This window comes from Brachybacterium sp. AOP42-C2-15 (assembly GCF_052377065.1).
Classification (GTDB): Bacteria; Actinomycetota; Actinomycetes; order Actinomycetales; family Dermabacteraceae; genus Brachybacterium.
The window spans coordinates 115,011-141,057 of the sequence record NZ_JBQSWK010000002.1 but is presented as its reverse complement, the minus strand read 5'-3'; the positions used below and the strand labels follow the sequence as shown (position 1 = coordinate 141,057).

The window sequence follows — 26,047 nt, the reverse complement described above, 5'->3', positions numbered from 1 at the left end:
CTACGATGCTTTCATGGCTGATCGTACCGATAACCTCACCAGCGGGAACCTTCTGGGTATTCCCGAGACCCGACTGCCCGACGACTTCGTTGATGTACAGGTGGCCGAAGAGCTCGTCGATGGTGAGCCGCAGGAGATCGCCGCTCGCCATCTCGAGTCGCCTCTCGCCTGGGCCACCTTGGCCGAGGACGCGCTCTCCGACGGCGACGAGGTCGCCGCCTACGCCTACGCCCGCACCGGCTACCACCGGGGCCTGGATGCGCTGCGCAAGTCCGGCTGGCGCGGCCAGGGTCCGATTCCCGCCTCCCATGCCCCGAACCGCGGATTCCTGCGCGCACTGGCGATGCTCGGGGAGACCTCCCGCCGGCTCGGCGACGTGGCCGAGGCGGATCGCGTGACCGCCTTCCTACGCGAGGCCGACCCGACTCTGCTGGGCTGATGTCCCCGAGCCTGCGCGGCAGAGAACGCGGCAGTCAGCAGGGGCCGTCCGGCTCTGCTTGGTAGGATTCTCGCGGTCCTGTGCGCTCCCTGCGCCGCAGGCCCCCATCAGTTCGTTCTCGTCCTCCAGGAGTCGCCATGCCCGCCGTCGTGATCGTCGGAGCCCAGTGGGGTGACGAGGGGAAGGGCAAAGCCACCGATCTCCTCGGTGAGCGGGTCGACTACGTCGTCAAGCCCAACGGAGGCAACAACGCCGGGCACACCGTGGTGGTGGACGGCGAGAAGTTCGAGCTGAAGCTGCTCCCCGCCGGCATCCTCTCGCCGCAGGTCACGCCCGTGATCGGCAATGGTGTGGTGGTGAATCTCGAGGCTCTGTTCGAGGAGATCGGGATGCTCGAGTCGCGCGGCGTGGACGCTTCGCGGCTGCGGATCAGCGCCAACGCCCACATCGTCGCGCCCTATCACCAGACGCTCGACAAGGTCACCGAGCGCTTCCTGGGCAAGCGCGCCATCGGCACCACCGGGCGTGGCATCGGTCCCGCGTACATGGACAAGATCGGCCGTCTCGGCATCCGTGTCCAGGACCTCTACGACGAGTCGATCCTGCGGCAGAAGATCGAGGGCGCACTGCGCCAGAAGAACGAGCTGCTGGTCAAGCTGTACAACCGGCGGGCGGTCGAGGTCGACGAGATCGTCGAGAACCTCCTGTCCTATGCCGAGCGCCTGCGCCCGATGGTGGTCGACGCCACGTTGGTGCTGAACGACGCGCTGGACCGGGGCGAGGTGGTCCTCATGGAGGGCGGCCAGGCCACCTACCTGGACGTCGACCACGGCACCTATCCGTTCGTCACCAGCTCCAACCCGACCGCGGGCGGTGCCTGCACAGGCACCGGCATCGGTCCCACCCGCATCGACCGGGTGATCGGGATCGTCAAGGCGTACACCACCCGTGTGGGCGCCGGGCCGTTCCCGACCGAGCTGTTCGACAAGTGGGGCGAGTACCTGCAGACCACCGGGGGAGAGGTCGGCGTGAACACCGGCCGCCCCCGTCGCTGCGGCTGGTACGACGCGCTGATGATCCGCCACGCGGTGCGCATCAACGGCTTCACCGACATCGTGCTGACCAAGCTCGACGTGCTCACCGGCATCGATGAGGTGCCGATCTGCACGGGCTATGACATCGACGGCGTGATCCACCGTGATATGCCGATGACGCAGACCGAGTTCCATCACGCCACGCCGGTCTACGAGACGCTCCCGGGCTGGACCGAGGATCTCTCCGAGGCCCGCACCTTCGAGGAGCTGCCGGAGAACGCCCGCGCCTATGTGCTCCGTCTCGAGGAGCTCGCGGGCTGCCGGATCAGCGCCATCGGCGTGGGCCCGGACCGCGCCGCGACCATCGCTGTCCACGACCTGCTGCCGGAGGTGGCCGGCTGACGTGGTGAGCCGTCGTACCGATCCTGAGGCAGGGCGCAGCGCGCTCGCGACCTGGGCGACCGCGCCAGCGGATGCCGGACGCCCCGTCCTGGCCCCCGCGGTGCGCCACACCCTGGAGACGTTCGCCGAGGAGTTCCCCGGCGGCGCCGTCGAACTTCGGGTCCCTCCCTATGCGGCGGTGCAGGCCATCGCCGGCACCCGCCACACCCGAGGCACCCCGCCCGCCGTCGTCGAGACCGACGCCGCCACCTGGCTCGCGCTGGTCAGCGGTGACCTCGCCTGGGCAGAAGCTGTCGCCGGTGGTCGTGTGCATGCCAGTGGCGAACGCAGTGACCTCGCAGAGCTGCTGCCGCTGCCCGGTCCGCGCCGCGTCGTGCGCGCCGCCCGTGAACAGGAGAAGCGATGAGCATCGCCGTAGAGATCGCGGTCGAGGACCTCGTGGGCCTCGATGTCGCCGCCAAGGCGGGCGCGGACCGGGTGGAGCTGTGCATCGAGCTCGAGCGCGGTGGGATCACCCCACCGCCCGAACTGGTCGAGGAATGCACGCGCCGGGCCGCCGCGCTGGTGGCAGCCCGAGATGCGAAGCCGCACTTCGATGTGCACGTGCTGATCCGCGCCCGGGCGGAGCGCGGCGACTTCCTGGACCATCCCGAGGAGTTCCTGTACTCCGAGGACGAGGTCGAGCTGATGGCCCGCCAAGCTCGTGACGCCGTGACCGCCGGCGCTGCCGGGGTGGTGATCGGGGCCCTCACCGAGTCGGGGGAGCTGGACGTCCCCGCGATCGAGGTCATCCGGGACGGGGCTCTGACCGCCGGCAGCGGCGCACTGCGAGGCATCACCCTCACCGCCCACCGCGCCGTCGACGCACTGCCCGGTCGTGCCGAGCGCGAGCACGCCGTGCGGACCCTGCTGGGCCTCGGCTTCCACCGCGTGCTCAGCTCGGGCGGCGCGGCCCGTGCCCTGGACGGAGCCGAGGATCTGGGCGCCATGGTCGACGCCGCCGAGGGGCTGCTCGACATCTGCGCCGGTGGCGGAGTGCGTCCCGCGGACCTCGTCGATCTCGCGCGCCGCAGCGGCGTGCCCGACGTGCACCTGTCCGCTCGCCGTCGCGCCGGCGCACCGGTCGAGGCCGACGCCCCCGAGACCCGCACCGACCCGGCGATCGTCGCCGCGGCGGTCGACGCTGCTGGAGGACTGTGAACACTGTGAATGCACCCGAACACCCTGAACGCCCTGAACGCCCTGAGCGCGCTGAGCGCTCTGAGCGCCCTGAGCGCGCCGAGCCCGCTGGCCGTGATGAGAGCGACACCCCTGACGGTCACCAGGTCGCCACCCCGCAGGAGGCCACCCGAGAGGACGCCCCAGAGGCCGACGATCCGGCGACGGCGACCGCGGAGCCGGACGAGACCAGCATCTACGTGCGTCGCAGTCGCACCCCGACCCTGGGCTTCTGGGTCGCCGTCGCGATCGCGCTGCCTGCTGTGGCCGCGCTGATCAGCGCCCCGTTCTTCGACTTCGCAGACCTCGGCGGAGTGCTCAACTTCGTGCTGCTCGCCGCAGTCATCGTCGGTCTCCCGCTGGCCACGATCGCGGCCGTCATCGACTCGGTTCGCCACCGCCGGAAGAGCTCGCCCGAGCGCTGATCCCATGCTGGACGGCATGTCGGCGGGACCTCGCGCTGTGGCACTATGGACCGGTGGCACGCGGCGACGGAAAACTCTCCCATGACCTGCTCCCCGGTGAGAAGGGCCCGCAAGACGCCTGTGGCGTCTTCGGTGTCTTCGCGCCCGGTGAGGACGTCTCGAAACTGACCTATTACGGTCTCTATGCGCTGCAGCACCGCGGGCAGGAATCTGCCGGCATCGCCACCAGCGACGGCTCCCAGATCATGGTCTACAAGGACATGGGGCTGGTCTCCCAGGTCTTCGACGAGGCCTCCCTCGGAGCGCTCCAGGGACACATCGCGCTCGGGCACACCCGGTACTCGACCACCGGTGCCTCCAACTGGTCCAACGCCCAGCCCGCACTGGGCCCCCGCCCCGACGGCACCGTGGCGATGGCCCACAACGGCAACCTGGTGAACACCGAGGAGCTGCTCGAGCTGATCGCGGAGCGCCATGGCACTCCGCGCACCGGTGAGCTGGGACGCGGCAACACGACCGACACCGCACTGGTCACCGCACTGCTGAACAGCGAAGGCCCGCTCGAGGACGCGCTGCGCGAGCTGATGCCGCACCTGCGCGGCGCCTACTGCTTCACCCTGATGGACGAGACCACCCTGTACGCGGCACGTGACCCGCAAGGGATCCGCCCGCTGGTGCTGGGCCGGCTCGAGCGCGGCTGGGTGGTCGCCTCCGAGACCGCCGCCCTGGACATCTGCGGTGCGAGCTTCGTGCGGGAGATCGCCCCCGGCGAGATGATCGTCATCGACGAGCAGGGCCTGCGCAGCGAGCAGGTCATGAAGCCCGAGCCCAAGGGCTGCGTCTTCGAGTACGTCTACCTCGCCCGCCCCGACACCCGCATCGCCGGCCGCAGCGTGAACGAGGCCCGTGCCGAGATGGGCCGCCAGCTGGCCCGCGAACATCCCGTCGAGGCGGATCTGGTGATCCCGACCCCGGAATCCGGGACCCCGGCCGCGATCGGCTACGCGCAGGAGTCCGGCATCCCCTACGGCCAGGGGATGGTGAAGAACGCCTATGTGGGACGCACCTTCATCCAGCCCAGCCAGACCATCCGCCAGCTCGGGATCCGACTCAAGCTCAACCCGCTGCGAGAGGTGATCGCCGGCAAGCGACTGGTCGTCATCGACGACTCGATCGTGCGCGGCAACACCCAGCGCGCCGTGGTGAGGATGCTGCGCGAAGCCGGAGCAGCCGAGGTGCACGTGAGGATCTCCTCCCCGCCGGTGCGCTGGCCCTGCTTCTACGGCATCGACTTCGCCTCCCGGGCAGAGCTGATCGCCAACGGTCTGGGCATCGAGGAGATCGCCCGGTCCCTCGGTGCGGACTCGCTCGGCTACATCTCCGAAGAGGGGATGATCACCGCCACCGCACAGCCGGAAGAGGCGCTGTGCACCGCCTGCTTCTCCGGGAAGTACCCGGTCGCCCTGCCGGAGCCCGTCGCCCGGGCGCAGGGCATCACCCAGGCTCGTGAGCCCGAGCCCGCCGTCGTCGGGAAGGACGCATGAACACCACGGACCCCAGGCCCGCTTCGATCACCTACGCCGGATCGGGGGTGGACACCGCCGCTGGAGACCGCGCCGTCGAGCTGATGAAGGAGGCCGTGGCCGCGACCCACGGGCCGCAGGTGCTCGGCGGGATCGGCGCCTTCGCCGGCCTTGTCGACGTCAGCGCGCTCAAGGAGTACCGGCGCCCGCTGCTGGCCTCCTCGACCGACGGAGTGGGCACCAAGATCGCGATCGCCCGCGAACTCGACATCCACGACACCATCGGACGTGACCTGGTGGGCATGGTCGTGGACGACATCATCGTCGTCGGCGCAGCGCCGCTGGCCATGACCGACTACATCGCGTGCGGCAAGGTGGTGCCCGAGCGGATCGCCGACATCGTGCGCGGCATCGCCGAGGGCTGCCAGATCGCCGGCTGCGCCCTGGTGGGTGGAGAGACCGCTGAGCACCCCGGGCTGATGGCCGCCGAGGACTATGACGTGGCCGGTGCCGCCGTCGGCGTCGTCGAAGCTGATGAGCTGCTCGGACCGGACCGCGTCCGGGCCGGCGACGTGGTGATCGGGATGGACGCCTCCGGTCTCCACTCCAATGGATACTCCCTGGTGCGCGCCGTGATCGCGGCCGCAGGCGTCTCGCTGGAGACGCATGTCGACGATTTCAGTCGCACGCTCGGCGAGGAGCTCCTCGAGCCCACCCGCATCTACACCGCGGATCTGCTGGCCGTGCTGCGGGATGCACGCACCACCGGTGCCATCCACGCGCTGAGCCATGTCACCGGCGGCGGCCTCGCCGCGAACCTCGCCCGCGTGATGCCCCGCGGGCTCGCCGCACGCGTGGACCGTGCACGCTGGCAGCCCGGCGCCGTGTTCTCCCGCGTGGCGCAGTGGGGCTCGGTGCCTCAGCTGGATCTCGAAGGGACCCTGAACATGGGCGTCGGGATGGTGGCGCTGGTCGATCCCACGAAGGCCGACGCCACGTTGGCGGTGCTCGCCGAGCAGGGTCTCGGGGCGCGCGTGATCGGCGAGGTCGTCGGCGAGGACGCGCTGCCCGAGCCGGGCGCCGCACTCGAGCATGTGGTCGCCGGCGCGAAGGGCGTCGACGGCGGTTCGGTTCTCCTCGCAGGTCAGTACCCCGGCTGGTCCTGAGACTCCGCTGGTCACGGCGCTGGTTCGTGGCACAGGATCCGTGATGTCGTGACACAGGAGCCGTGACGTCGTGACACAGTGGCCGTGACACAGCAGGAGGGCCGACCCAATGGGTCGGCCCTCCTGCTGTGTCACGGTGCTTCCCGGCTGGTGCCGGGCGTCCTCAACGGCGATAGACGGACGGAGCGTCTTCGTCGGCCCGGTCGTCGCTGTCCTCGGCCCGACTGTCTCCATTGGCGGAGGCTGTCTCGCCTCTCTGAGACTGCAGCTCGCGCTGCAGTGCCGTGAGGTCCGTCGGCGGGCTGTAGTACTTGAGGTCCCGTGCCACCTTGGTGTGCTTGGCTTTCTGTCGGCCGCGACCCATGGATCTGACCCCCTGTGCATCGGCTGCCGGGTGCTCTTGTCGACCCGGAAGATGGCATTAGTTTCGTGGGCCCAGGGTACATGGTCGCCCTGTCGTCCGGCGAACCCCGAGGAGTGAGACGTGCCGGACATCCCTTCGGGGAATCAGGATGTGACCCAGAGGGCACGGCCGAACTCTGGATATTGGCACGACACTGGTCATAAGTTTGCTCGACTTCAGACATTACCCAGTAGTCTGGAGACCGGAGCGCACATCACCTGTCTATCAGGGCGCTGCCCGCTCCCCGATGCCCGCAGTGAAAGGTCGCACGCCCCATGAATGCATCCACGGAGCAACACCCCGCGGGCAATGAGGACACCGCGGAACTACTGACCCCCGCCGAGGTCGCCAAGATGTTCCACGTCGACCCCAAGACGGTCACCCGCTGGGCCCAGGCAGGAAAGCTCACCTACATGCGCACCCTCGGCGGCCATCGCCGCTACCGCCGCGATGAGGTCGTCGACCTGCTCCAGGACAGCACCAAGGACGAGTGAGCAGAGACCCGATCCTGGGGGAGGGGTACACAGCGCACCCGATCGACCTCGGAGCGGATGACGAAGGACCCCTGATCGCCACGCTGATCCATCGCGAGGCGACGGACACCCCACAGCCGGTCGGTGCAGAGGCAACGGGCGCGGCGAAGAAGCCGCCGATCCTGCTGATGCACGGATGGTCCGACTATGTGTTCGACCGTGATCTGATGGAGCACCTGGGACGCCACGGGCATGAAGTCTGGGGCGTGGACCTGCGCAAGCACGGACGCAGCCTGCTGCCCGGCCAGACCGCGACCGAGGTCGATCACCTCAACCGCTATGACCAGGAGATCGGGGCCGCGCTGCGGATCATCGGCCGCGACCGGCCGCCGGTGCTGCTGGCCCACTCCACCGGCGGGCTCACCGCGGCACTCTGGGCGCAGCGCCATCCCGGCACGGTCGCGGGCCTCGCGCTGAACTCCCCATGGCTCGAGATGCATCTGGGGCCGGTGGCCCGATCCCTCGCGGAGGCACCGGTGAGACTGCTCGCGGAACGACTCCGGCGCCGTCCCCTCTTCCCCTCGGGGAGCGATAACTATGCCCGGGCCACCCATCGTGACTTCGGTGGGTCCTATGACTATGACCTGACGCTCAAGCCACCCGGCGGGCATGGCCTGCCGGCCGTCACCCTCGGCGCGATCATCGAGGGCCAGAGCCGCCTCGCCGCTGCCGGCCCGCTGTCCATCCCGGTGCTGGTGATGCACTCCGCGCGCAGCCGGATCGGTGCGCGGTTCGTCGAAGAGATGCGACGTGCCGATTCGGTGCTGGACGTCCGCACCCTCGCCCGCGCCGCCGCCCGCCTCGGCCCCGAGGTGCGGATCGAGGCGATCGACGGAGCCCGCCACGACGTCTTCCTCTCCGACGCGGATGCCCGGTCCAGGGCCACCACGATCCTGGACGAATGGCTGGATGCGCTCAGCGCTGGAGCCCCTACCATGAGTGCACTCGACGGTGCCTCCGACCTCGGCACCTCGGTGCCAGCACGTCCCGGGAAGGAGCTGACCGATGACCGCGGACCCGTGTGAGCTGCGAGGGCACGCAGCTGCCCTGCGCCGTGCCGCAGACCGCCTCACCATCCTGCGGCTGCGACTGGCCAACTCCCTGGTGGACGTCACCCTCTCCGTGGTCCCCGAGACCCGGGAGATCGGCGAGAAGCTCCACGAGCGCTGGACCCTGGACCAGTATCCGGAGCTGGGAAGGATCGCGAGCGGGATGCGGGCCAGCGCCAAGCAGCTGGACGGCGCCGCGGTGGCCGCCGAACGCAGCAGCGGGCGCCGGCTGGGAGGATACTCCGGCGCTGGATTCCTGGGCAGGGGCGATGAGGCGCATCGACATGTGCAGGATGTCGCTGCCTTCGTCGGCACCGAGCACGGTGCCAGCATCGGCGGCTTCCCCCTGCTGCCGAGCGCTGGCGAGGGCCTCCTCGCCCATCCGTCCCACACCCTCGGGATCGACACCCCCGACTACGACGAACCCGACGACGACGAGATGGGCTGAGTCCCGTCCCCGCACGTGATCGGACCCGGGTGCGGGCCCTGCCGACTTGCCCGGCGCTGCTGGCTCAGTGCTGCTGGTCGAGTACTGCCGCCTCAGCGCGCCGGTCGTCGATCGGGCGCGAAGCTCAGTGCCACCACGGCAGCGAGCGCCCCTCCCAACAGCGGGATGATCAGCATGGTCACCAGCAGCAGGAGCATCGCCGCCGCGGACTCGGCGGCACCCACCCCCAGGGCCACCAGCGCAGCGGCTCCGACCGCCTCGGACACGCCGGCACCGCCCGGGGTCAGGGGTACCAGGGAGAGCACCCTCCCGAGCGCGAAGATCGCCACCGTCAACGCCAGCGGCACGGTGGCCCCCACCGCCTCGAAGGCCGCCAGCAGCGCGATCCACTGCAGCAGCCGGGCGCCGATCGTGGGTGCCAGCAGCTGCAGCGGACGGCGCCGGAGCATCTGCACCAGGGCATCGCGCTGCATGAGGATCTCGCGTGCGAGGTGCTCGGGCAGCGTCTGCCCGAACTGGGCGAGGATCTTCGCCAGCACCGGCCGGCGCAGCAGCACTGAGGTGAGCGCGAGGGCGAGCACAGCGCCGAGAACCGCGACCAGCGCCGCCCACAGCGCACCGGGCAGCGCGATCCCCGTCGGCGCCAGCACCGAGCTCAGCGCATAGGCGCCAAGTCCCAGCAGCGGGATCAGCACCGAGGTGATCACCATCTCGACCAGTGACGCGGCGACGATGCCGGTGAAGATGAGCGGCAGCGCGAGCCCGGAGCGACGCAGGATCCAGCCCAGCACGCCCAGCCCCAGCACTGAGCCCCCCGGGATGGCCAGGGTGGTCGCCGACGAGGCGGCGTGCCCCAGCAGGGCGGGGCGCCAGCGTGACCCGGGCAGAGCGGCACGCACGGTGAGCGATTCCAGCACCAGCGCCCCGGCTCCGAGAATCACCATGGCGGGCAGCGCCCACAGCGGCAGGGACGCGAGGGTCCCGCCGATCTCGGCCCAGCTCGCGCCGGTGGTCCAGGGGAGCGCCCAGCCGAGCAGCGCGATCACCAGCGCCCCGGAGAGGATTCCTGCGACGAGGCGCCCCGGGGTGAGGCGGGGCGGGCGTTCGGCGTCGAACTCGGAGAGCTCCTGGATGAGCCAGTCGGGCCCTCGCCGAGCGCGCGCGGCATCGTCCGCGCCGAGCGGCACGGTGGCAGGACCGGGGTCCGGAGAGTCGGGGGAGCCTGGGGAAGCCGCTGACATGCGGTGATTCTCGCACGCGGCGAGCAGAGTCCTCTCAGGGGAAGGATCTAACATGGTGTCATGTCCTTCCTGTTCTCCCTCCTTGTCGTGCTGCACCTGATCTGCTGGGCCGTGGCGCTCGGCACCTGGGTGGCAGCTGCCCGTACCCGCCAGCCGAACAAGGGCATGGCCCACGCCACGGCGGGTGCCGTCGTGATCGGCGTTCTGCTCGCCGCTCTGGTCTCGATCCCGGGCGCCCTCCCCGGCGACCCGAATCACATGAAGCTCGGGATCAAGCTGCTGATCGGTGTGGTCGCCGTGGTGCTCGCCTACATCGCGAACAAGAAGGGCCCCGAGACGCCCTCCGCGGTCTGGTTCGGCATTCCCGCCGCGATCGTCGCGAATGTGATCATCGCCGTCTTCGTCTGAGCCGTGACCGGCTGAAAGACACCGCTCGAGCGTGCTCGCGCTCACCCTCTTCACCGATCAGTCCACAACGGGGCCCGGCAGCACACACGCTGTCGGGCCCCGTGCCTATCCTGGAACCCTCATGAGCTCACTTTTCGACGACCTCTCGCTGCCCGATGCCTTCCGCCGACTGGATGGCGTGTCGGTGACCCCTGCCGCTTCCGCGACGAGGCGCGAGCAGGAGCGCGATCGCTCCGAGCAGCCGCCGCTGCCCGACGGCCCCCCGGAGGACGACGAACCGTTCTATGGCGAGGACGAACCGCCCTATGGCGAGGAGCCTCCCTTCGATTCGGCGCCGCCGGCGCAGGACCGCCCCGTACCCCAGCCCCCGGCGGATCTGGAGGAGGCCCCGCATCCCGCTGAGCGTGGATCGGAGAGCGGCGGCTGGAGGTCGCCTGCCGGCGCCGCAGCGGCGGGGCTCGCAGAACTGACCGACGGGCTGAACCCGGCCCAGCACGAGGCCGTCGAGCATCGCGGCAGCCCCCTGCTGATCGTCGCCGGTGCCGGCTCGGGCAAGACCCGCGTGCTCACCCGCAGGATCGCGCACCTGCTGCGCACCGGTGAGGCGATGCCCGGGGAGATCCTCGCGATCACCTTCACCAACAAGGCGGCGGCCGAGATGCGCGAACGCGTGGGAGAGCTGGTGGGTCCGGTGGCCCGCAGCATGTGGGTCGCCACCTTCCACAGCGCCTGCGTGCGCATCCTGCGTCGGGACGCCCAGGCGGCTGGGCTCAAGAGCTCCTTCACCATCTACGACAGCGCGGACTCGCTGCGGCTGATCACCACGATCGCCAAGGACCTGCAGCTGGACACCAAGAAGCACGCGCCCCGGGCACTGGCCTCGCGCATCTCGAGCCTGAAGAACGACCTGGTCGAGCCGGCGGACTTCGCCGCCCAGGCGGAGAGTGCGAAGAATCCCTTCGAGCGGACCCTGGCCCGGATCTTCACGAACTACACCGAGCGGCTGCGCCAGGCCAATGCCGTGGACTTCGATGACCTGATCGGGCTGACGGTGACCCTGCTGCGGGACAACCCGGCGATCCGGGAGGGCTATCGCCGGCGCTTCCGACACCTGCTGGTGGACGAGTACCAGGACACCAACACCGCCCAGTACCAGCTGGTGCGAGAGCTCGTGGGGGAGAACCCTCGCGCTGACCTCACCGTCGTGGGCGACTCGGATCAGTCGATCTACGCCTTCCGCGGTGCGACGATCCGCAACATCGTCGAGTTCGAGCAGGACTTCCCCTCAGCCCGCACCATCGTGCTCGAGCAGAACTACCGCTCCACCCAGAACATCCTGTCCGCGGCGAACTCCGTGATCGAGGAGAACGCCGGGCGCCGCAAGAAGAACCTGTGGACCGATCAGGGACAGGGCGAGAAGATCACCCTCTATGTCGCCGACGACGAGCGGGAGGAGGCCCGGTACATCGGCCGCCAGATCGACGCCCTGGTGGACGACGGCCGCCGCGCCGGCGAGATCGCGATCTTCTACCGCGCCAACGCCCAGTCCCGGGCGCTCGAGGACCAGCTGATCCGGGTCGGGCTGCCCTATCGGGTGGTCGGTGGCACGCGCTTCTACGAGCGCCGTGAGATCAAGGACGCGATCGCCTACCTGCAGGTGCTCGCCAACCCGGCCGACGAGATCAACCTGCGCCGCATCCTCAACGTCCCCAAACGCGGCATCGGCGACCGGGCCGAAGCAACGATTGCGATGCTCGCCGAACGAGACCGGATCGGGTTCGGCGAGGCACTGCGCCGTGCCGAGGAGGCGCCCGGAATCGCCACGCGCTCGCTGAACGCCGTGCGCGTCTTCGTGGCGATGCTCGAGGATCTGCAGGAGATGGCCGAGGCCGGGCACGGCCCCGCCGCGCTGCTCGAGGCGATCCTGCAGCGCTCGGGCTATTACGCCGAGCTGCAGGGCAGCGATGATCCGCAGGACGAGTCCCGTCTGGAGAACCTCGCCGAGCTGATCAGCGTCGCCGCCGAGTTCGAGGCGCAGACCGAAGAGGCCGACGCGGTGGCCAGCGAGTACGAGGACGAGATGGCGGAGGCAGGCGACGCTCCGGCAGCGGTCGATGTGAGCTCCGCCACCGTCACCACCACCACCGCCGCTGACGCCACCCCCGCAGCGGATGCTCCCGGCGCCGACGTCGCGCCCGATGCCGCACTGACTGCTCCGGATGATCCCGAGGCGAGCCTTGTGGACCGCTTCCTGGAGAAGGTCTCCCTGGTCGCCGATGCGGACCAGATCCCCGGGGAGGAGGACCAGTTCGTCACCTTGATGACCCTCCACACCGCCAAGGGCCTCGAGTTCCCGGTCGTCTTCCTCACCGGGATGGAGGACGGCACCTTCCCCCACAACCGCACGCTCGGCGACCCGGAGGAGCTCGAGGAGGAGCGGCGCCTCGCGTATGTGGGCATCACTCGCGCCCGAGAGAAGCTCTACCTGACCCGCGCGCAGATGCGCTCCACCTGGGGGCAGTCGCAGTTCATGCCCGCCAGTCGCTTCCTCGACGAGGTCCCTGAAGAGGTGCTCGACGTCGCCCGTGCGGGGTCCACCCTCAGCGGTGCCGGATTCGGCGGGAGCTACAGCGGCTCGGGCGGCTACGGCGGGGGCCGCAGCACCAGCTCCCAACGCGGACCCTCCTTCAGCGGCGGCATCGGCGGCGGGCGCAGCGACATCAAGCGACCGAGCCTCGGCTCGGGCCGCAAGGCGACCCCTGCGGAGAAGCTGCCCCAGCTCGTGGCAGGTGATCGGATCACCCATGACTCCTTCGGGATGGGGACGGTCACCGAGGTCGCCGGGCAGGGGGACAAGACCCAGATCGAGGTGCAGTTCAAGCCTCCGCACGGCACCAAGCGCCTGGTGCTGCGCTACGCCGCAGTCACCAAGCTCTGAGCACACCAAGCTCTGAGCACACCTGGACCGCGAGGCCCCGCTCTTGCGGGACTCGCGGGGCCGGGCTCTGGCGGGGTCGAGGGCCTGACTCCGGCGGAGCCCAGGGGCCTGGCTCGTGCGTGGCCCGTCGGACCGAACTCCGGCGCGGCCTGCTCAGCCGGGCTCAGGGAGCGAGGACCAGCTCCACCTCGATGCCCTCGGCGTCCTCGCCGTACCAGGCTGTGTGGTCCTGCCCGCCGGCGTGTGGGTAGCGCTCGGCGAACAGCTCGCGCCAGCCGTGCTCCGGGGCGGCGCTCCTGATCGCGTCGAGGACGGCACGGTCGGTCACCCGCAGGGCGAGATGGTTCATGCCCGGGGAGCGACGCTCCGAGCGCGTGCCGAGCACGTCCGGGGACTGCTCGAGCACCAGGTAGCCGCCATCTGCCGAGCGCCAGATGCGGCCCCGCTCCCAGCCCTCCAACCGTTCGGCCGCCCAGCCGAGGGTCGTCATCAGCCAGTGCCAGGCTGGCTCTGCGGCGGCGAGATCTGCGGTCCACAGCTCAAGATGATGGAGGCCTGAACGAGGCGGCGGTGAGGTCATGGGCTGACGGTACCACCGCAGCGGACTCTCAGCCGGTCACCCGGATCAGTGCTCGCGCCCCGCGCTCCATCTCCACGAAGGAGTGGTTCACCGCGGTATAGGTGCCCGGCTCGTCGAAGACCAGCTCGACGAACCCGCCCTGCGCGGCAGCGAGGTCCAGCGCCTGCGACCCGCCACGGTTCTCGTTGTCCGGGCGCAGCAGATACTCACCCTCCTTGAACACGGTGTCGAACACCCCGCCCACCACATGGAAGGAGATCCCCCGCGACGGGCCGGCGGCGAGCACCCACAGGCGCACCCGTTCACCCACTCGAGCCTCGAGCGGGGCGTGGACGTACTGGTTGGCATGCCCGTTGAACACGGTGGCGTCCGGCTGCTCGGCTGCGATCTTCGCAGGGCTGACGGGATGGGCGCCCTCGTGCATCGCCGCGTCATATCCGGCGGCACCCTCGGGCACCAGGTAGTGCTCGGACTGGACCAGCACGTACTCGCGGTCCACCTCCGCCAGGACCGCTGGCGGGACGATCAGCGCCCCGACCATCCCGGCCGCCAGGTGGACGCTCATCGGCATGGTCGAGCAGTGATAGAGCCAGATCCCGGCATAGTCGGTGGTGATCGAGTATTCGAGGCTCTCGCCGGGCGGGATGGTGCGCATCGACTGGTCCGGGGAGATGCGTCCGGCGTGCAGGTCCAGCGAGTGCCCCATCGAGCCGTGGTTCACCAGATCGACGGTGAGCCGTGCCCCGAGCTCAGAGCGCAGCACCGGGCCGACCACCGTGCCGCCGAAGGTCATGGCGTCCATCCGCACCCCCGGGGCGATCTCGGCGTCGACCTCCGTGATCTCGAGGGGGAGGCGCTGCTGCGGTCCTGCGCTCGGCGGCAGGAGCGCCGGGCGGGGGCGGTGGGCGGTGCCCGGAGCGGCCTGCAGATCCAGGGGGATCCGAGCGAGCTCCTGCCCGGTCGCACCAGCGGAAGGATGCTCGGGCCCGGGTGCGGCGCCTGCTCCGCCGGCAGTGATCTGGAGGGTCATCCCCATCGCGCGGTGGCCGACGATCGAGCACCAGCCTTCCAGGTCGTGGCCGATCACCCCGGCATCCACCGTGGTGCTCTCCCCGGGCTGCAGCCGACCGGAGGAGACACCGCTGGCCAGCACGAGGTCGTGCACGTCATAGGGGTCGTCATTGCTCAGCTCGATCACCAGCGCGTTCCCGGCGGGCACGTCGAGAGTGGAGGGGGAGAAGCGCATCTCCGCCATGCTCACCGCGATGGTGGTGGTCGCTCCGGTGGGGGCGACCGCGCTGCCGACGCCGGCCCCGTGCAGAGCGCCGTGGTCGGGGACCGAACCCTGTGCACGGTCCAGCGAGGTGCCCAGCGCTGTCGCTCCCAGCACCGAACCGATCCCCAGCAGCGCACCGGTCAGCGCCCGACGGTCCATCCCCTCGGAGCGGGACGCCGAAGCGGCCGCTGCCCGGGGCGGGGCCGACGGGGAGGGCGTTGCCTCCGCGCTGGCGGGGGCCGGAGCGGAAGGCGATGCCGCTGCGTCGGCGGTGGCTGGAACGGAGGCCGGTGCCGCCGCGCTGACGGGAGTCGACGGGACCGGCAGGGCCGAGGCGGTCCCGGTCGCGGCGCCGGGCGCCGTGTCAGGGGCCCGGACCGGCATCGGCAGGCCGACGCCTCGATTCCGCACGCTCGCCCTGATGGCCATGACCATCAGCACCAGGAACGTGAACAGCACCGCGAAGCCCAGCAGCGAGAGCACCACCCGCGACAACGACCCGAAGTCCGCGACGTCGGCCGTTCCGAGCGTGAGCGCAGCGAACACCGCCCCAGAGGCGGAGGTCCCGATCCCGGACAGCACGAACAGTGCGACCGCGAGGTTGTAGGTGACGATGCGCAGCACCGCGAAGCGGCTCATCACCTCGAGCGCGGCCTTCGTGGACCGTGGGCCGCCGCGCATCGTCACAGGCAGCAGGTAGCTCATCGCGCCCAGCAGCACCTGCAGCAGGAAGCCGGTCACGAACGGAACAGTCAGCTGCTGGATATCCGCGGCGACCAGCGAGCTGGCGAGCTGCTCGTCGGCCGATCGCCACCACATCGCCAGCAGCCCCACCACGGTCACCGCGAACCAGATCACCCCGGATGCGATCGAGAGCACGGGGAACAGCGGCAGCGGCACGGTGCGCTCCTGGCGGGCGGCGCGGAGCGTCACCTGGATCAGGGTCACCGCGACCCAGGCGAAGGAGCCCAGGTAGGCGAGCAGGAAGGCGCAGCCGAGGAGCGTCGAGCCCAGCAGGGCGCCTGCGGTCGCACCGAGCACCGCCAGCAGCATGCCCAGCAGGCCGCCCGCTGACCGCCGAGCAGCGGCCAGCTCGATCCGGGTGCGCAGCACCGTGGGCCACAGCGTCAGCAGGGTGCCGGTGACCGTGATCCCCACGAAGCCCAGGATGTTCACCAGCTGGTGGGCGAGCAGCAGACGTCCCTGCCACGGCTCGCCCGGGCTGAACGCCATCACTGCGCCGAGCGTCGCACCCACCGGGATCAGGCAGGCCGCGCCGATGTACGCCTTGACGGTGAACTCGAAGCGAGGCGCCAGAGCCGCTCGGATCTGGGCACCGAGCGCCACGGCGTACCAGACCAGCGCAGCGGAGACCATCAGAGCCCCGAGCACCACCACCCAGGGCCAGGTCGGCAGCATGCCGAGGATCGTGACCAGCACCCCGGCGCTCAGCAGACGGATGCGGCTGAGCTGTCGGGGCCGGGACTCCTCACCCAGGCGGGTCTTCAGCAGCGCCTCGGTGAAATGCTGCCCCCACACCATGATCGAGGTGGTGATCAGCCCCAGGGTCACCATGTGCACCAGCAGCCAGCGTGACTGCGGTATCCATTGATGGGTCAGCACCACCACGACCAGCGCGACCATCCACAACGAGACGGGGCGGGACGCGCGGCGATGCCAGGAGCCACGGCCCGACGAGCCCTCCGGGCGGGGACGACCGCGGAGCGGGGTGGCGGCGTGGGGGAGGGACGGCTCAGGCATGACCACCTCGGGGGGAGGCTCCGGCCGGGACGACGTTCATCCGGTCGAGCCACGGGCAGGGACCTATCCAGAGTAGATCCGTGGGCCGCACTACGGCGGTGGCGAAGGTCCTGGGTCGGTCAGGCCCGCGACTCTGCGGAGCCGGCCGGTCAGGCCCGCGGCTCGGCGGCGGGCGGCTGCGCCTCCCGGGCGCGCTTCCACTGCGCATACACGCCACCGGCGAAGCTGACCACCACGATCACCGCGACGATGATCAGCACCGTGGTGAAAGGGATCGGGATCCCGGCCGCAGCGAGCACGCCCCAGATGATGAAGAGGGACAGCCCGATCAGCAGGGCGTCCCGCAGAGAACGCAGGATCCGGGGGCCGATGTTCGCAGCCGTCACGCGGCGGCTGGCCACCGTGTAGTAGGCGACGGCGTCGCTGCGGAGCCTGTCGCCGTCGACCCGTGGCCGTTCTGAGGTCGTGGTCCGCGGCGAGGAGTGCTCGTCGCGCCCTTCGTCGATCGCCTTCCCGGCGGCGCGGACGTAACCGCCCGCTCGGTCGGAAGCGCGCCGGGCGGCGTCGCGCGCCTCCGGGGCCTGCTTGCGGGCCGTATTTCGAGCGGCCTTCGCGTACGTCTTCCAATCGGCCATGGCGACTCTTCCTCTCAGCGGTTCTCGTCGCGATGCTCGCGCACCGGGTGGCGGTCGCGGTCACGAGGGTCCATGCGGCGCTGATCTCGCGCATCGTCCTCACGGAAGCGGATGTCTCCGCCTCCGCGGTTCTCCCGCTGCGGCCGGGGATGCTTCGCGCGGTAGTCGGTGTAGTAGGACAGGCCCACGTTCAGGGCCAGCGTGATGGCCACGGACAGGACGAAGCCCGCGAACGTGGAGCGCACCCCGACCAGCCGCAGCACGATGAACAGCACGCCGATCGCGATCACGCTGAAGCCGATGTGGTCCCGTACTCGCCGGACCAGGCCGCGGGGTCGTCGATTCATCCCGTCATCGTAGTCGCGCCGGCTGGACATGCACCCAGGACGAGGTCGGGTCTCGTGGGCGGTGCGGGGGCAGGGCGGGCGCGGGGAGCGCAGGACGGGCGCGGGGGAGCCCCGCCAGGTCGTGACCGCATCGAGTGAGACTCCACGCACACCATTGCCAGTGGTGCGATCACGGTCGGGGGAAGCGATACCCTGGCGATGTTCCCAGGGGTGGCATCGAGGCCAGTGCGGCCGGCCGCCCACTGCCGACATCGAGAGGAAACCCACCCCGTGGACCTGTATGAATACCAGGCCCGCGATCTCTTCGAGAAGCACGGCGTGCCCGTGCTCGGAGGAGTCGTCGCGGAGGATCCGGCGGCCGCCAAGGCCGGCGCAGAGAAGCTCGGCACCCCGGTCGTCGTCGTCAAGGCCCAGGTGAAGACCGGTGGCCGCGGCAAGGCCGGCGGCGTCAAGATCGCCAAGTCCCCCGAGGAGGCGGAGCAGCAGGCCTCCGAGATCCTCGGTATGGACATCAAGGGCCACACCGTGCACCGCGTCATGATCGCGGCCGGTGCCGACATCGCCGAGGAGTACTACTTCTCGCTGCTGCTGGACCGGGCCAACCGCAACTACCTGGCCATGTGTTCGGTCGAGGGCGGCATGGAGATCGAGCAGCTCGCCGTCGAGCGCCCCGAGGCCCTCGCCCGCGTGGCCGTCGACCCCAACGTCGGGATCGACGCGGCCAAGGCGAAGGAGATCGTCGAGGCCGCGAAGTTCAACGCCGAGACCGGCGCGAAGGTCGCCCCCGTGCTGGAGAAGCTCTGGGATGTCTACAAGAACGAGGACGCCACCCTCGTCGAGGTGAACCCGCTGGTGAAGACCGGCGCCGGTGACATCGTCGCCCTGGATGGCAAGATCACCCTCGACGACAACGCGGAGTTCCGCCACGAGGACCACGCCGCTCTCGTCGACGTCACCTCCGAGGACCCGCTGGAGACCAAGGCCAAGGCGCTGGATCTCAACTACGTCAAGCTCGACGGCGAGGTCGGCATCATCGGCAACGGCGCGGGCCTGGTCATGTCCACCCTCGACGTGGTCGCCTACGCCGGTGAGTCCCACGGCGTGAAGCCCGCGAACTTCCTGGACATCGGCGGCGGCGCCTCCGCCGAGGTGATGGCCAACGGCCTCGACGTGATCCTCGGCGACGAGCAGGTCTCCGCGGTGTTCGTCAACGTCTTCGGCGGCATCACCGCCTGCGACGCGGTCGCCAACGGCATCGTCGGCGCCCTGAAGAAGCTTGGCGATGCAGCCACCAAGCAGCTCGTCGTCCGCCTCGACGGCAACAACGTCGAGGAGGGTCGCAAGATCCTCGCCGACTTCGCCCATCCCCTCGTCACCCAGGCCGACACCATGGACGGCGGCGCCGCGAAGGTTGCCGAGCTCGCCGCCGCAGGAAAGTGAGCAGCACCCGACATGTCTATCTTTCTCGATGAGAACAGCAAGGTCATCGTCCAGGGCATGACGGGCTCGGAGGGCATGAAGCACTCCCAGCGCATGCTCGACTCCGGCACGAACATCGTCGGCGGCGTGAACCCCCGCAAGGCCGGCCAGTCCGTCACCTTCGAGGGCGGCGCCGAGGTGCCGGTCTTCGGGACCGTCGCCGAGGCCATGGAGGCCACCGGTGCGAACGTCTCGGTGGTCTTCGTGCCGCCGAAGTTCGCCAAGAGCGCCGCGATCGAGGCTATTGATGCCGCGATCGAGCTGCTGGTGATCATCACCGAGGGCATCCCGGTCAAGGACTCCGCCGAGTTCTTCAACTACTCGCAGGAGAAGGGCTCGACCCGCATCATCGGGCCGAACTGCCCGGGACTGATCAGCCCCGGCAAGTCCAACGCGGGCATCACCCCCTCGAACATCACCGGTGCGGGGAAGCTGGGCCTGGTCTCCAAGTCCGGCACCCTGACCTACCAGATGATGTACGAGCTGGCCGACATCGGCTTCACCACCGCCATCGGCATCGGCGGCGACCCGGTCATCGGCACCACCCACATCGATGCGCTCGAGGCGTTCGAGAACGATCCGGAGACCGCCGGCATCGTGATGATCGGTGAGATCGGTGGCGACGCCGAGGAGCGTGCGGCCGAGTACATCAAGGCGCACGTGACCAAGCCGGTCGTCGGCTACGTCGCGGGCTTCACCGCCCCCGAGGGCAAGACCATGGGCCATGCCGGCGCCATCGTCTCCGGCTCCGCGGGCACCGCGCAGGCCAAGAAGGAGGCTCTCGAGGCCGCCGGCGTCAAGGTGGGCAAGACCCCCACCGAGACCGCTGACCTGATGCGCGAGATCATGAAGGGCCTGGCCTGAGAGCCGACCCACGCGGCATCGACGGCTGAGTCCGTCCCACCGCGACGCCAGCGCCCCGGAACCCCTGCGGATCCGGGGCGCTGCGCATTCGAGGTCGATCGCGGAGGATCGCTCGCGGAGGATGATGAGAGGATCTCCTCCGTCCGGCGGAGGCGCCGTCCCGCAGGCTGCGGGAAGGATGTCCTCATGACTGCTCAGCTCCCGGCTCCGGCACCGCCATCGTCCGCTGTGACGCCTCCGCTCGCCGACCGCGCCCGCGCCGACCATCCGGCGGTGATCGGGGTGTTGAGCGGGATCTTCGTGACCGCCATCGTGGTGACCGCGCTCCGCAGCCCTCAAGGGGTCGTCGTCTCCGCCGATCCCGGCTACGTGCCGATGGCTGTGCCGCTGCTGCTGGTCCCCGCCGGGCTCGCGATCGTGCTCGCGCTGCTGCTGCCGGCGGGCAGCGGAGACAGCTCGGCCATCGTGCGCAGACAGCCTCGTGCTGCCACGGAGTCCGCCGGACTGATCGGGCTGGCAGCTGGCTTTCTGCTGCTGGTGCCGGTGCTCCCGCTGCCCGAGGACTACGTGCTGCTGAAGTTCGCGATGTTCCTGCTGATCCCGGGGCTCGTGCTCGGCGTGGGGAAGAGGCGCCGGGGCTCCAGCGTGCGGATCCCGCGGCCGCAGGTTCCGCGGTGGGTCCTGATCCTCCCGGTGCTCGTGCTCGGAGTGCTCTCGAGCATCGGCCCGTTCTCCCCGGGCATGCCGAGCTCCTGGCCGCCGCTGCCGATGCTGATCATCGCGGCGACCGCCACAGCGGTCACCGCCGGGATCGGCGAGGAGGTCCTCTTCCGCCGGCTGCTGCAGACCCGTCTGGAGGCGCTGGCCGGCCCCTGGACCGGAATCCTGGCGGCGTCCCTTCTGTTCGGCCTGATGCACATCTTCTCCCATGGCGACGGACCGCTATGGGTCAATGCCGCACAGGTGATCGCGCTGCAGGGGACTACGGGGATCGCGCTCGGCGTGATCTGGAGCCGCTGGCGGCGGCTGTGGCCATGTGTGCTCGCCCATATCCTCCTCAACGGCTTCGCTGTGCTCCTGCACCTGCTGAGCCTGCTCGGCTGAGGCGACCGACGCCAGTGGCGAAATCGCCGGTGGCCTCCCGGAGCGCCGACTAAGCTGGACCGCGCCAGTCGTACAGCTACTGAGGAGGGCCCGTGTCCGGAGATCTCATCGACACCACAGAGATGTATCTGAAGACGGTGTTCGAGCTCCACGAGGCCGGCATCGCGCCCATGCGGGCCCGTATCGCTGAGCGTCTCGGCCACTCCGGTCCCACGGTCTCCCAGACTGTCGCCCGCATGGAGCGGGACGGCCTGCTCCATCTCGATGACCAGCGGCGGATCCGGCTGACCGAGGAGGGCACCTCGGTGGCCACCGACGTGATGCGCAAGCATCGCCTCGCCGAGAGGCATCTGCTGGACGTGATCGGGCTGGACTATGCGCACGTCCATGAGGAGGCGTGCCGGTGGGAGCACGTGATGAGCCTCGAGGTCGAGAAGCGGCTCGCGCAGCAGATGACGCCGCCCTATGTGGATCCCTACGGCAATCCGATCCCAGGCCTCGCCGCCCTCGGGATCGACGAGACCCACACCACCTCGGCAGGTAAAGACCCCTCCAATCCCAGCCGTGAGCTGAGCGAGGCGGTCGCCGATGGCGAGACCCGCCAGGTGCGCCTCGAGCGGATCGGGGAGCGGGCCCAGAGCGACGTCGCGCTGCTCGGAGAACTCGCACGTCAGGGCATTCTTCCGGGGGCCCAGATGGCGGTGGAGAGAGTGGCTGGCAGCTTCGTGCTGCGGGGCCCTGGAGGGGGAGAGGTCGCCGTGGGCGACGTGGTGGCGGACCAGCTCCATGTGACGACGTAGACCGCCGGGTAAAGGCTCCGTCAAGCTCTCCCCAGAAGCTTCCTGTCACCCTGACGTAGGCGGGTCCGGGCACCTAGTCTCGAGGGCGTGCCAAGGCGACAAGGATCTCGGCACTCCCCCCGGAAGCCCCACGCGCACCGGAACGGGATGCAGGACGTCGGAGCTGCGCGAGGGTTTCACCCGGGGCTGGGAGCCACAACGTGTCGAAGACTGCGAACAACACTCACCGCCGCGCCATGCGCACGGTGACCCCCGTCTCCAGGGCGGGACGCGCCGGTGCCGGTGCAGCGATGGCCGCCGCCATGCTGTTCGGAGGAGCGGCCGCCGCGACCGCCGACCCGCAGGCCGACGCACCCCAGGCAGACGCCGCCCCCGCGCTGCTGAGCCCCGCCATCGCCCCCGTGGGCATCCCGGCCGTCGAGGTCGCGACCGCTGAGGCTGAGCCCGCGCTCGCCCCGGTCGCCGGCGCCATCTCCATCGAGGTGGGCCCCACCGAGGAGGAGATCGCTGCGGCAGAGGCCGCTGAGCGTGAAGCCGCTGAGCTCGAGGCCGCTGAGCAGTCCGAGCAGGAGGAGTCCACCGAGCAGGACGACTCCTCCAGCGAGGGCACCGAGACCCGTGGGGACGACACCTCCTCGCGCTCCGAGGAGCGCTCCAGCCGCGACGGCGGCTCCGAGCAGGAGGAGTCCCGCTCGTCCGATTCCAGCTCTTCCTCGTCCTCCTCGCAGGAGAAGTCCGAGGAGAAGTCCGCTCCGGCTCCCTCCGCAGCCAAGGGCGGCTCGGTCCTGGCCACCGCGCGCTCCGGCATCGGCACCCCCTACGTCTACGGCGGCACCTCCCCCTCCGGCTGGGACTGCTCCGGCTTCGTCCAGTGGGTCTACGCCCAGCACGGTGTCAGCCTGCCGCGCGGCGCCGGCGACCAGGCCGCTGCTGGCACCGTCATCTCCCGCTCCGAGGCGCGCCCCGGCGACCTGGTCTACAAGCCCGGTCACATCGGCATCTACGCCGGCGGCAATCAGTTCGTCGACGCCGGCAACAGCCGCGTGGACACCTCCGAGCGCAACATCTACTCCGGCAGCTGGACCTTCATCCGCGTCGGCTGATATCCCTCGCAGCATCGGCCCCGTACCACTTCGTGGTGCGGGGCCGCTCCCATTCTCGAGGCACCTGAGACCGGTACCGTAGGCATGTGTCCTCCGCCCGTGATCTCCTCGCCGTCGTCCTGCTGATCCTCGCCGTCGTGCTCGGCGCACTGTGGGCGCCGGCCACCTGGCTCCACCACAACGTGGTCGAGCGCGAGGGATTCCTCGCCATCACCGACCCGCTCGCCGAGGATCCCGGCTTCCAGCGCACCCTGAGCGACAGCGCTGTCGAGATGCTGCTGGGCGACGACCGGATCCCGGGATGGATCGAGGAGAGCCTGACGCCGCTGGCCGAGGAGCAGGCCGCGGCGCTCACCGGAACCGGCGTGTACGCCACGATGTGGAAGGCCACCATGGTCGAGCTGCACGGGGCGCTCTTCTCCCCGGGCGCCTCGGACCTGGACGTCGACCTCGGCCCGGTGATCGACAGGATCCTCACCCCGGTGGAGGAGAAGCTGCCGATCGAGATCCCGCGACCTGAGGATGCGACCATCACCCTGGCCAGCATCCCCGACATCCCGCTGCTGACCCGAGTCTCCGCCGTGACCCCGTGGGCGTACTGGGCGGGGCCGGCGGCGCTCGTGCTGCTCGCCCTGGCCCTGCTGATCGCCTTGCACCGCCGCGCCATGCTGATCATGGCCGGTCTCGGCGGGATCCTGGCGGGGGCCGGCGTGTGGTGGCTCGGCGAGCAGGTGCAGGCCGTGGTGCCCGACTCGATCGATCAGGCACCCTTCGTCGGCCCGATCGTCCAGGTCTTCGAGGGCCACTTCCAGACGGCGATGATGCCGCAGGGAGTGATCATGCTCGGAGCCGGCGCCCTGGTGACCGCGATCGGCCTCGTGCTGGTGGGCCTGCGCCGTCGCAGCTGAACCGCGGGTCGGGCTCGGGGATCAGATCGGCCCCGGGGATCGGGTCCGACTTCCACCAGGTCCGGGGATCGGGCTCTGGGGGAGAGGCCCTCGGGGGAGAGCTCCTCGCCTCCTGACTCAGAGCATCCCGAGTCGCTCGAAGGCGGTGATGATGCCGTGCTCCATCGGTCCTGGCACCGTATTGCCACCGGCGGCGTCCAGGACCGGCGCGGGGGCGCCGTCGATCGCGATGGCGGTCCCGGCCACCTGCAGCATGCCCAGATCGTTCATCCCGTCTCCGATACCGACCGTCGAGGCAAGAGCCATGCCCAGGTGGTCGGCGACCCTCCGCACTCCGTCGGCCTTGTCGATCGAGACCAGATGCAGCTCCCCGGAGCTGACGTCCTCCGTCATCGAGTTGGGCAGTGCGCCCACCTCGGGCCCGATCTCCGCGGCCAGCTGCTCGATCTTCACCGGCGAACCCCACAGGGAGATCTTCGCGAAGGAGGCGGAGGCGAGGTCCTCGGGCATGTGTATCGCGTCGATCAGGTCCTGCAGACCGTTGCCCACGCCGCCCTGCGGCAGCTGCGGGCGCACCCGGGCACGCAGCTCGTGCGCGGAACGTGGCGTGCACAGCAGGGCCTCCGGGGTCTCCAGCGTGAACGGGATGTCGTGGCGCTGCAGCACGTGGACCGCGCGCCGCCCCAGCGCCTCGGGGAAGCGCTCATCGCGCAGCACCCGGCCGCCGACGCTGATCCAGCCACCGGCGGAGGCCACCACGCCGTCGAAGAGGGCAGCCACCTCCGAGGCGACGATGGAGTCGGGCCGGCCGGTGCACAGCAGGATCACGTGCCCGTTCGCCCGTGCCTGGCGGACGGCGTCAGCGTGCGACCGCGGAGCCACCCCCCGATGGGCGAACGTGCCGTCGAAATCGATGAATACGCAGCGGCGATCTGCCACGGATGCTCCTTCTTCCCTGGTGGTCTCGGTTCTCTCAGCCTAGGTGAGCACGCTGGGCGCGGCGGCCATCAGGTCCGGGATGTCACCTCTGAGCTGGGAGAGTCACCGCTGAGCGCCCGTGGGGCCTCAGTTCCGTGCACCGGCGAGGCCACAACGCTGTGTTCCCAGGGGCCCTCAGCGCCGACGGTGCAGGCTCGCCCGCACCGAGACGGTGACCTCGCGGGTGCCGGTCAGCAGCAGCCTCAGCTGTTCCTCGTCGACGTGCCGCGCGCTCGGCGTCATGGCCACCAGATCCCGGGCGATAGCGGCGTCGAGGGACACCTCGAAGCGCACAGGGACGGTCCGGACGGTGCTGAACAGCGGATCCAGAGCCTCATGCAGGCGTTCCTCCTTGCGGGGGTCCACCCCGACCATGCCCGGGACCTGCGCGCGCAGCTGGGAGAGGTGATCGGCGTCGGGCCGCACGACCAGGAGGTGGCCGCCAGGCTCCAGCACCCGCGCGAACTGCGCCGGATTGCGGGGCGCGAACACATCGAGCACCAGGTCTGCGGCGGCATCCTTCAGGGGGAAGCGGGTGAACACGTCCCAGCTCGCCGCCGCGGCCCGCGGATGGGCACGGGCGGCGAAGCGGAGCGCCCGCACCGAGGTGTCCACGCACAGACCCTGCGCTGCGGGGAGCTGCTCGAGCAGCCCCGCCAGGTAGTAGCCGGTGCCTCCGCCGATGTCGAGGATCCTGCGGGCGGAGCTCGGTGCGAGATCGGCGATCACGTCCCGCAGCGGGCCGTAGGCGCCGGTGGCCAGGAAGCTGTCCCGTGCCCGGGCCATATCGTCGTCATCGCCGCTGGTGGCTGGTGCCCCGGTGAGCAGCGAGACGTAGCCGGCACGCGCGACGTCGAAGGAATGGCGTTCGGTGCAGCGCAGCGTGCGGTCCGCGATCTCCAGCGGGCGGTGACAGCGCGGGCAGGCCAGGCTCTCGAGCCAGGAGGCGAGGGGCGCGGGGAGGGGGCGGGACACGAGGACCAGG

26 protein-coding genes are annotated in these 26,047 nt (G+C 70.2%); 18 read left to right on the top strand and 8 right to left on the bottom strand.

Annotated elements, in window-relative coordinates; all coding sequences use genetic code 11:
* Positions 1-13: 13 nt before the first annotated feature.
* From ACT3SQ_RS01855 to purM, 7 genes are all read left to right on the top strand, one after another.
* Positions 14-439 (top strand): DUF3151 domain-containing protein, encoded by a 426-nt coding sequence (locus tag ACT3SQ_RS01855; protein ID WP_442332065.1) that lies wholly within the window; start codon positions 14-16, stop codon positions 437-439.
* 137 nt (positions 440-576) lie between these two features.
* Positions 577-1,875, top strand: coding sequence for an adenylosuccinate synthase (locus tag ACT3SQ_RS01850; protein ID WP_442332066.1), 1,299 nt, complete (start codon positions 577-579; stop codon positions 1,873-1,875).
* A gap of 1 nt (position 1,876) precedes the next feature.
* Positions 1,877-2,281 carry a sterol carrier family protein gene (locus ACT3SQ_RS01845; protein ID WP_442332067.1) on the top strand — a complete coding sequence of 135 codons (405 nt, stop codon included), beginning with the start codon at positions 1,877-1,879 and terminating at the stop codon, positions 2,279-2,281.
* Positions 2,278-3,075, top strand: coding sequence for a copper homeostasis protein CutC (locus tag ACT3SQ_RS01840; protein ID WP_442332068.1), 798 nt, complete (start codon positions 2,278-2,280; stop codon positions 3,073-3,075). The genes ACT3SQ_RS01845 and ACT3SQ_RS01840 overlap by 4 nt, the downstream gene beginning before the upstream one ends.
* A gap of 5 nt (positions 3,076-3,080) precedes the next feature.
* Positions 3,081-3,518 carry a hypothetical protein gene (locus tag ACT3SQ_RS01835; protein ID WP_442332069.1) on the top strand — a complete coding sequence of 146 codons (438 nt, stop codon included), beginning with the start codon at positions 3,081-3,083 and terminating at the stop codon, positions 3,516-3,518.
* Between the two features lie 53 nt (positions 3,519-3,571).
* The gene (purF, locus tag ACT3SQ_RS01830) at positions 3,572-5,062 is read left to right on the top strand and encodes an amidophosphoribosyltransferase (RefSeq protein ID WP_441446312.1); all 1,491 of its coding nucleotides are present in this window, start codon (positions 3,572-3,574) and stop codon (positions 5,060-5,062) included.
* Complete coding sequence (purM, locus tag ACT3SQ_RS01825) at positions 5,059-6,207, top strand: phosphoribosylformylglycinamidine cyclo-ligase (protein WP_442332070.1); 1,149 nt, start codon at positions 5,059-5,061, stop codon at positions 6,205-6,207. Before purF ends, purM begins: the two co-directional genes overlap by 4 nt.
* A gap of 163 nt (positions 6,208-6,370) precedes the next feature.
* On the opposite strand, the gene ACT3SQ_RS01820 is transcribed toward purM, so the two are convergent.
* A complete protein-coding gene (locus ACT3SQ_RS01820; RefSeq protein ID WP_441444769.1) occupies positions 6,371-6,571 on the bottom strand; it encodes a DUF3073 domain-containing protein in 201 nt (66 codons plus the stop codon).
* A gap of 314 nt (positions 6,572-6,885) precedes the next feature.
* Here ACT3SQ_RS01820 and ACT3SQ_RS01815 point away from each other — a divergent pair, with 314 nt between their 5' ends.
* Genes ACT3SQ_RS01815 through ACT3SQ_RS01805 form a run of 3 tightly spaced genes read left to right on the top strand, consistent with a single transcriptional unit; the run spans position 6,886 to position 8,640 of the window.
* The gene (locus ACT3SQ_RS01815) at positions 6,886-7,104 is read left to right on the top strand and encodes a BldC family transcriptional regulator (RefSeq protein WP_441444768.1); all 219 of its coding nucleotides are present in this window, start codon (positions 6,886-6,888) and stop codon (positions 7,102-7,104) included.
* Positions 7,101-8,168, top strand: coding sequence for an alpha/beta hydrolase (locus ACT3SQ_RS01810; protein WP_442332071.1), 1,068 nt, complete (start codon positions 7,101-7,103; stop codon positions 8,166-8,168). Before ACT3SQ_RS01815 ends, ACT3SQ_RS01810 begins: the two co-directional genes overlap by 4 nt.
* Positions 8,149-8,640, top strand: a complete 492-nt coding sequence (locus tag ACT3SQ_RS01805; RefSeq protein ID WP_441444766.1) for a hypothetical protein — start codon at positions 8,149-8,151, stop codon at positions 8,638-8,640. The genes ACT3SQ_RS01810 and ACT3SQ_RS01805 overlap by 20 nt, the downstream gene beginning before the upstream one ends.
* A 92-nt stretch (positions 8,641-8,732) precedes the next feature.
* Here ACT3SQ_RS01805 and ACT3SQ_RS01800 read toward each other — a convergent pair whose 3' ends face one another.
* Entirely contained in the window at positions 8,733-9,881 is a 1,149-nt protein-coding gene (locus ACT3SQ_RS01800) for a lysylphosphatidylglycerol synthase transmembrane domain-containing protein (RefSeq protein ID WP_442332072.1), read from the bottom strand.
* Between the two features lie 60 nt (positions 9,882-9,941).
* Here ACT3SQ_RS01800 and ACT3SQ_RS01795 point away from each other — a divergent pair, with 60 nt between their 5' ends.
* On the top strand, positions 9,942-10,289 hold the full coding sequence (locus ACT3SQ_RS01795; protein ID WP_441444764.1) for a hypothetical protein: 348 nt from the start codon (positions 9,942-9,944) through the stop codon (positions 10,287-10,289).
* A 121-nt stretch (positions 10,290-10,410) separates the two neighbouring features.
* A complete protein-coding gene (locus ACT3SQ_RS01790) occupies positions 10,411-13,227 on the top strand; it encodes a UvrD-helicase domain-containing protein (protein WP_442332073.1) in 2,817 nt (938 codons plus the stop codon).
* Positions 13,228-13,390: 163 nt separating this feature from the next.
* Here the strand turns inward: ACT3SQ_RS01790 and ACT3SQ_RS01785 are convergent, their stop codons facing one another.
* The 4 genes from ACT3SQ_RS01785 to ACT3SQ_RS01770 form a co-directional block, all read right to left on the bottom strand.
* Positions 13,391-13,807 (bottom strand): VOC family protein, encoded by a 417-nt coding sequence (locus ACT3SQ_RS01785; protein ID WP_441444762.1) that lies wholly within the window; start codon positions 13,805-13,807, stop codon positions 13,391-13,393.
* Between the two features lie 28 nt (positions 13,808-13,835).
* Positions 13,836-16,844: a multicopper oxidase domain-containing protein gene (locus ACT3SQ_RS01780; RefSeq protein WP_441444761.1), complete on the bottom strand. Its 3,009-nt coding sequence runs from the start codon at positions 16,842-16,844 to the stop codon at positions 13,836-13,838.
* A 149-nt stretch (positions 16,845-16,993) separates the two neighbouring features.
* A complete protein-coding gene (locus tag ACT3SQ_RS01775; RefSeq protein ID WP_441444760.1) occupies positions 16,994-17,479 on the bottom strand; it encodes a hypothetical protein in 486 nt (161 codons plus the stop codon).
* A gap of 14 nt (positions 17,480-17,493) precedes the next feature.
* Positions 17,494-17,826 (bottom strand): hypothetical protein, encoded by a 333-nt coding sequence (locus ACT3SQ_RS01770; protein ID WP_441444759.1) that lies wholly within the window; start codon positions 17,824-17,826, stop codon positions 17,494-17,496.
* Positions 17,827-18,096: 270 nt separating this feature from the next.
* On the opposite strand from ACT3SQ_RS01770, the gene sucC reads away from it, so the two are divergent.
* From sucC to ACT3SQ_RS01740, 6 genes are all read left to right on the top strand, one after another.
* Positions 18,097-19,266 carry an ADP-forming succinate--CoA ligase subunit beta gene (gene sucC, locus ACT3SQ_RS01765; protein WP_441444758.1) on the top strand — a complete coding sequence of 390 codons (1,170 nt, stop codon included), beginning with the start codon at positions 18,097-18,099 and terminating at the stop codon, positions 19,264-19,266.
* A gap of 12 nt (positions 19,267-19,278) precedes the next feature.
* Entirely contained in the window at positions 19,279-20,169 is an 891-nt protein-coding gene (sucD, locus tag ACT3SQ_RS01760) for a succinate--CoA ligase subunit alpha (RefSeq protein ID WP_441444757.1), read from the top strand.
* Between the two features lie 186 nt (positions 20,170-20,355).
* A complete protein-coding gene (locus tag ACT3SQ_RS01755) occupies positions 20,356-21,273 on the top strand; it encodes a CPBP family intramembrane glutamic endopeptidase (RefSeq protein WP_441444756.1) in 918 nt (305 codons plus the stop codon).
* Positions 21,274-21,365: 92 nt separating this feature from the next.
* Positions 21,366-22,073, top strand: a complete 708-nt coding sequence (locus ACT3SQ_RS01750; protein ID WP_441444755.1) for a metal-dependent transcriptional regulator — start codon at positions 21,366-21,368, stop codon at positions 22,071-22,073.
* Between the two features lie 200 nt (positions 22,074-22,273).
* On the top strand, positions 22,274-23,176 hold the full coding sequence (locus ACT3SQ_RS01745) for a C40 family peptidase (protein WP_441444754.1): 903 nt from the start codon (positions 22,274-22,276) through the stop codon (positions 23,174-23,176).
* A gap of 86 nt (positions 23,177-23,262) precedes the next feature.
* Positions 23,263-24,084: a hypothetical protein gene (locus ACT3SQ_RS01740; RefSeq protein WP_442332074.1), complete on the top strand. Its 822-nt coding sequence runs from the start codon at positions 23,263-23,265 to the stop codon at positions 24,082-24,084.
* 117 nt (positions 24,085-24,201) lie between these two features.
* Here the strand turns inward: ACT3SQ_RS01740 and ACT3SQ_RS01735 are convergent, their stop codons facing one another.
* Together ACT3SQ_RS01735 and ACT3SQ_RS01730 are read right to left on the bottom strand one after the other, a co-directional pair.
* Positions 24,202-25,023, bottom strand: a complete 822-nt coding sequence (locus ACT3SQ_RS01735; protein WP_441444752.1) for an HAD hydrolase family protein — start codon at positions 25,021-25,023, stop codon at positions 24,202-24,204.
* A gap of 174 nt (positions 25,024-25,197) precedes the next feature.
* Entirely contained in the window at positions 25,198-26,037 is an 840-nt protein-coding gene (locus tag ACT3SQ_RS01730) for a putative RNA methyltransferase (RefSeq protein ID WP_441444751.1), read from the bottom strand.
* Positions 26,038-26,047: the final 10 nt, after the last annotated feature.

Coding starts and splice junctions, on each gene's coding strand:
- ACT3SQ_RS01805 (WP_441444766.1), top strand. CDS start 8,149: ATGACCGCGGACCCGTGTGAGCTGCGAGGGCACGCAGCTGCCCTGCGC.
- ACT3SQ_RS01785 (WP_441444762.1), bottom strand. CDS start 13,807: ATGACCTCACCGCCGCCTCGTTCAGGCCTCCATCATCTTGAGCTGTGG.
- ACT3SQ_RS01855 (WP_442332065.1), top strand. CDS start 14: ATGGCTGATCGTACCGATAACCTCACCAGCGGGAACCTTCTGGGTATT.
- ACT3SQ_RS01840 (WP_442332068.1), top strand. CDS start 2,278: ATGAGCATCGCCGTAGAGATCGCGGTCGAGGACCTCGTGGGCCTCGAT.
- ACT3SQ_RS01800 (WP_442332072.1), bottom strand. CDS start 9,881: ATGTCAGCGGCTTCCCCAGGCTCCCCCGACTCTCCGGACCCCGGTCCT.
- ACT3SQ_RS01815 (WP_441444768.1), top strand. CDS start 6,886: ATGAATGCATCCACGGAGCAACACCCCGCGGGCAATGAGGACACCGCG.
- sucD (WP_441444757.1), top strand. CDS start 19,279: ATGTCTATCTTTCTCGATGAGAACAGCAAGGTCATCGTCCAGGGCATG.
- ACT3SQ_RS01790 (WP_442332073.1), top strand. CDS start 10,411: ATGAGCTCACTTTTCGACGACCTCTCGCTGCCCGATGCCTTCCGCCGA.
- ACT3SQ_RS01770 (WP_441444759.1), bottom strand. CDS start 17,826: ATGAATCGACGACCCCGCGGCCTGGTCCGGCGAGTACGGGACCACATC.
- ACT3SQ_RS01820 (WP_441444769.1), bottom strand. CDS start 6,571: ATGGGTCGCGGCCGACAGAAAGCCAAGCACACCAAGGTGGCACGGGAC.
- ACT3SQ_RS01850 (WP_442332066.1), top strand. CDS start 577: ATGCCCGCCGTCGTGATCGTCGGAGCCCAGTGGGGTGACGAGGGGAAG.
- ACT3SQ_RS01795 (WP_441444764.1), top strand. CDS start 9,942: ATGTCCTTCCTGTTCTCCCTCCTTGTCGTGCTGCACCTGATCTGCTGG.
- purM (WP_442332070.1), top strand. CDS start 5,059: ATGAACACCACGGACCCCAGGCCCGCTTCGATCACCTACGCCGGATCG.
- ACT3SQ_RS01780 (WP_441444761.1), bottom strand. CDS start 16,844: ATGCCTGAGCCGTCCCTCCCCCACGCCGCCACCCCGCTCCGCGGTCGT.
- ACT3SQ_RS01755 (WP_441444756.1), top strand. CDS start 20,356: ATGACTGCTCAGCTCCCGGCTCCGGCACCGCCATCGTCCGCTGTGACG.
- ACT3SQ_RS01775 (WP_441444760.1), bottom strand. CDS start 17,479: ATGGCCGATTGGAAGACGTACGCGAAGGCCGCTCGAAATACGGCCCGC.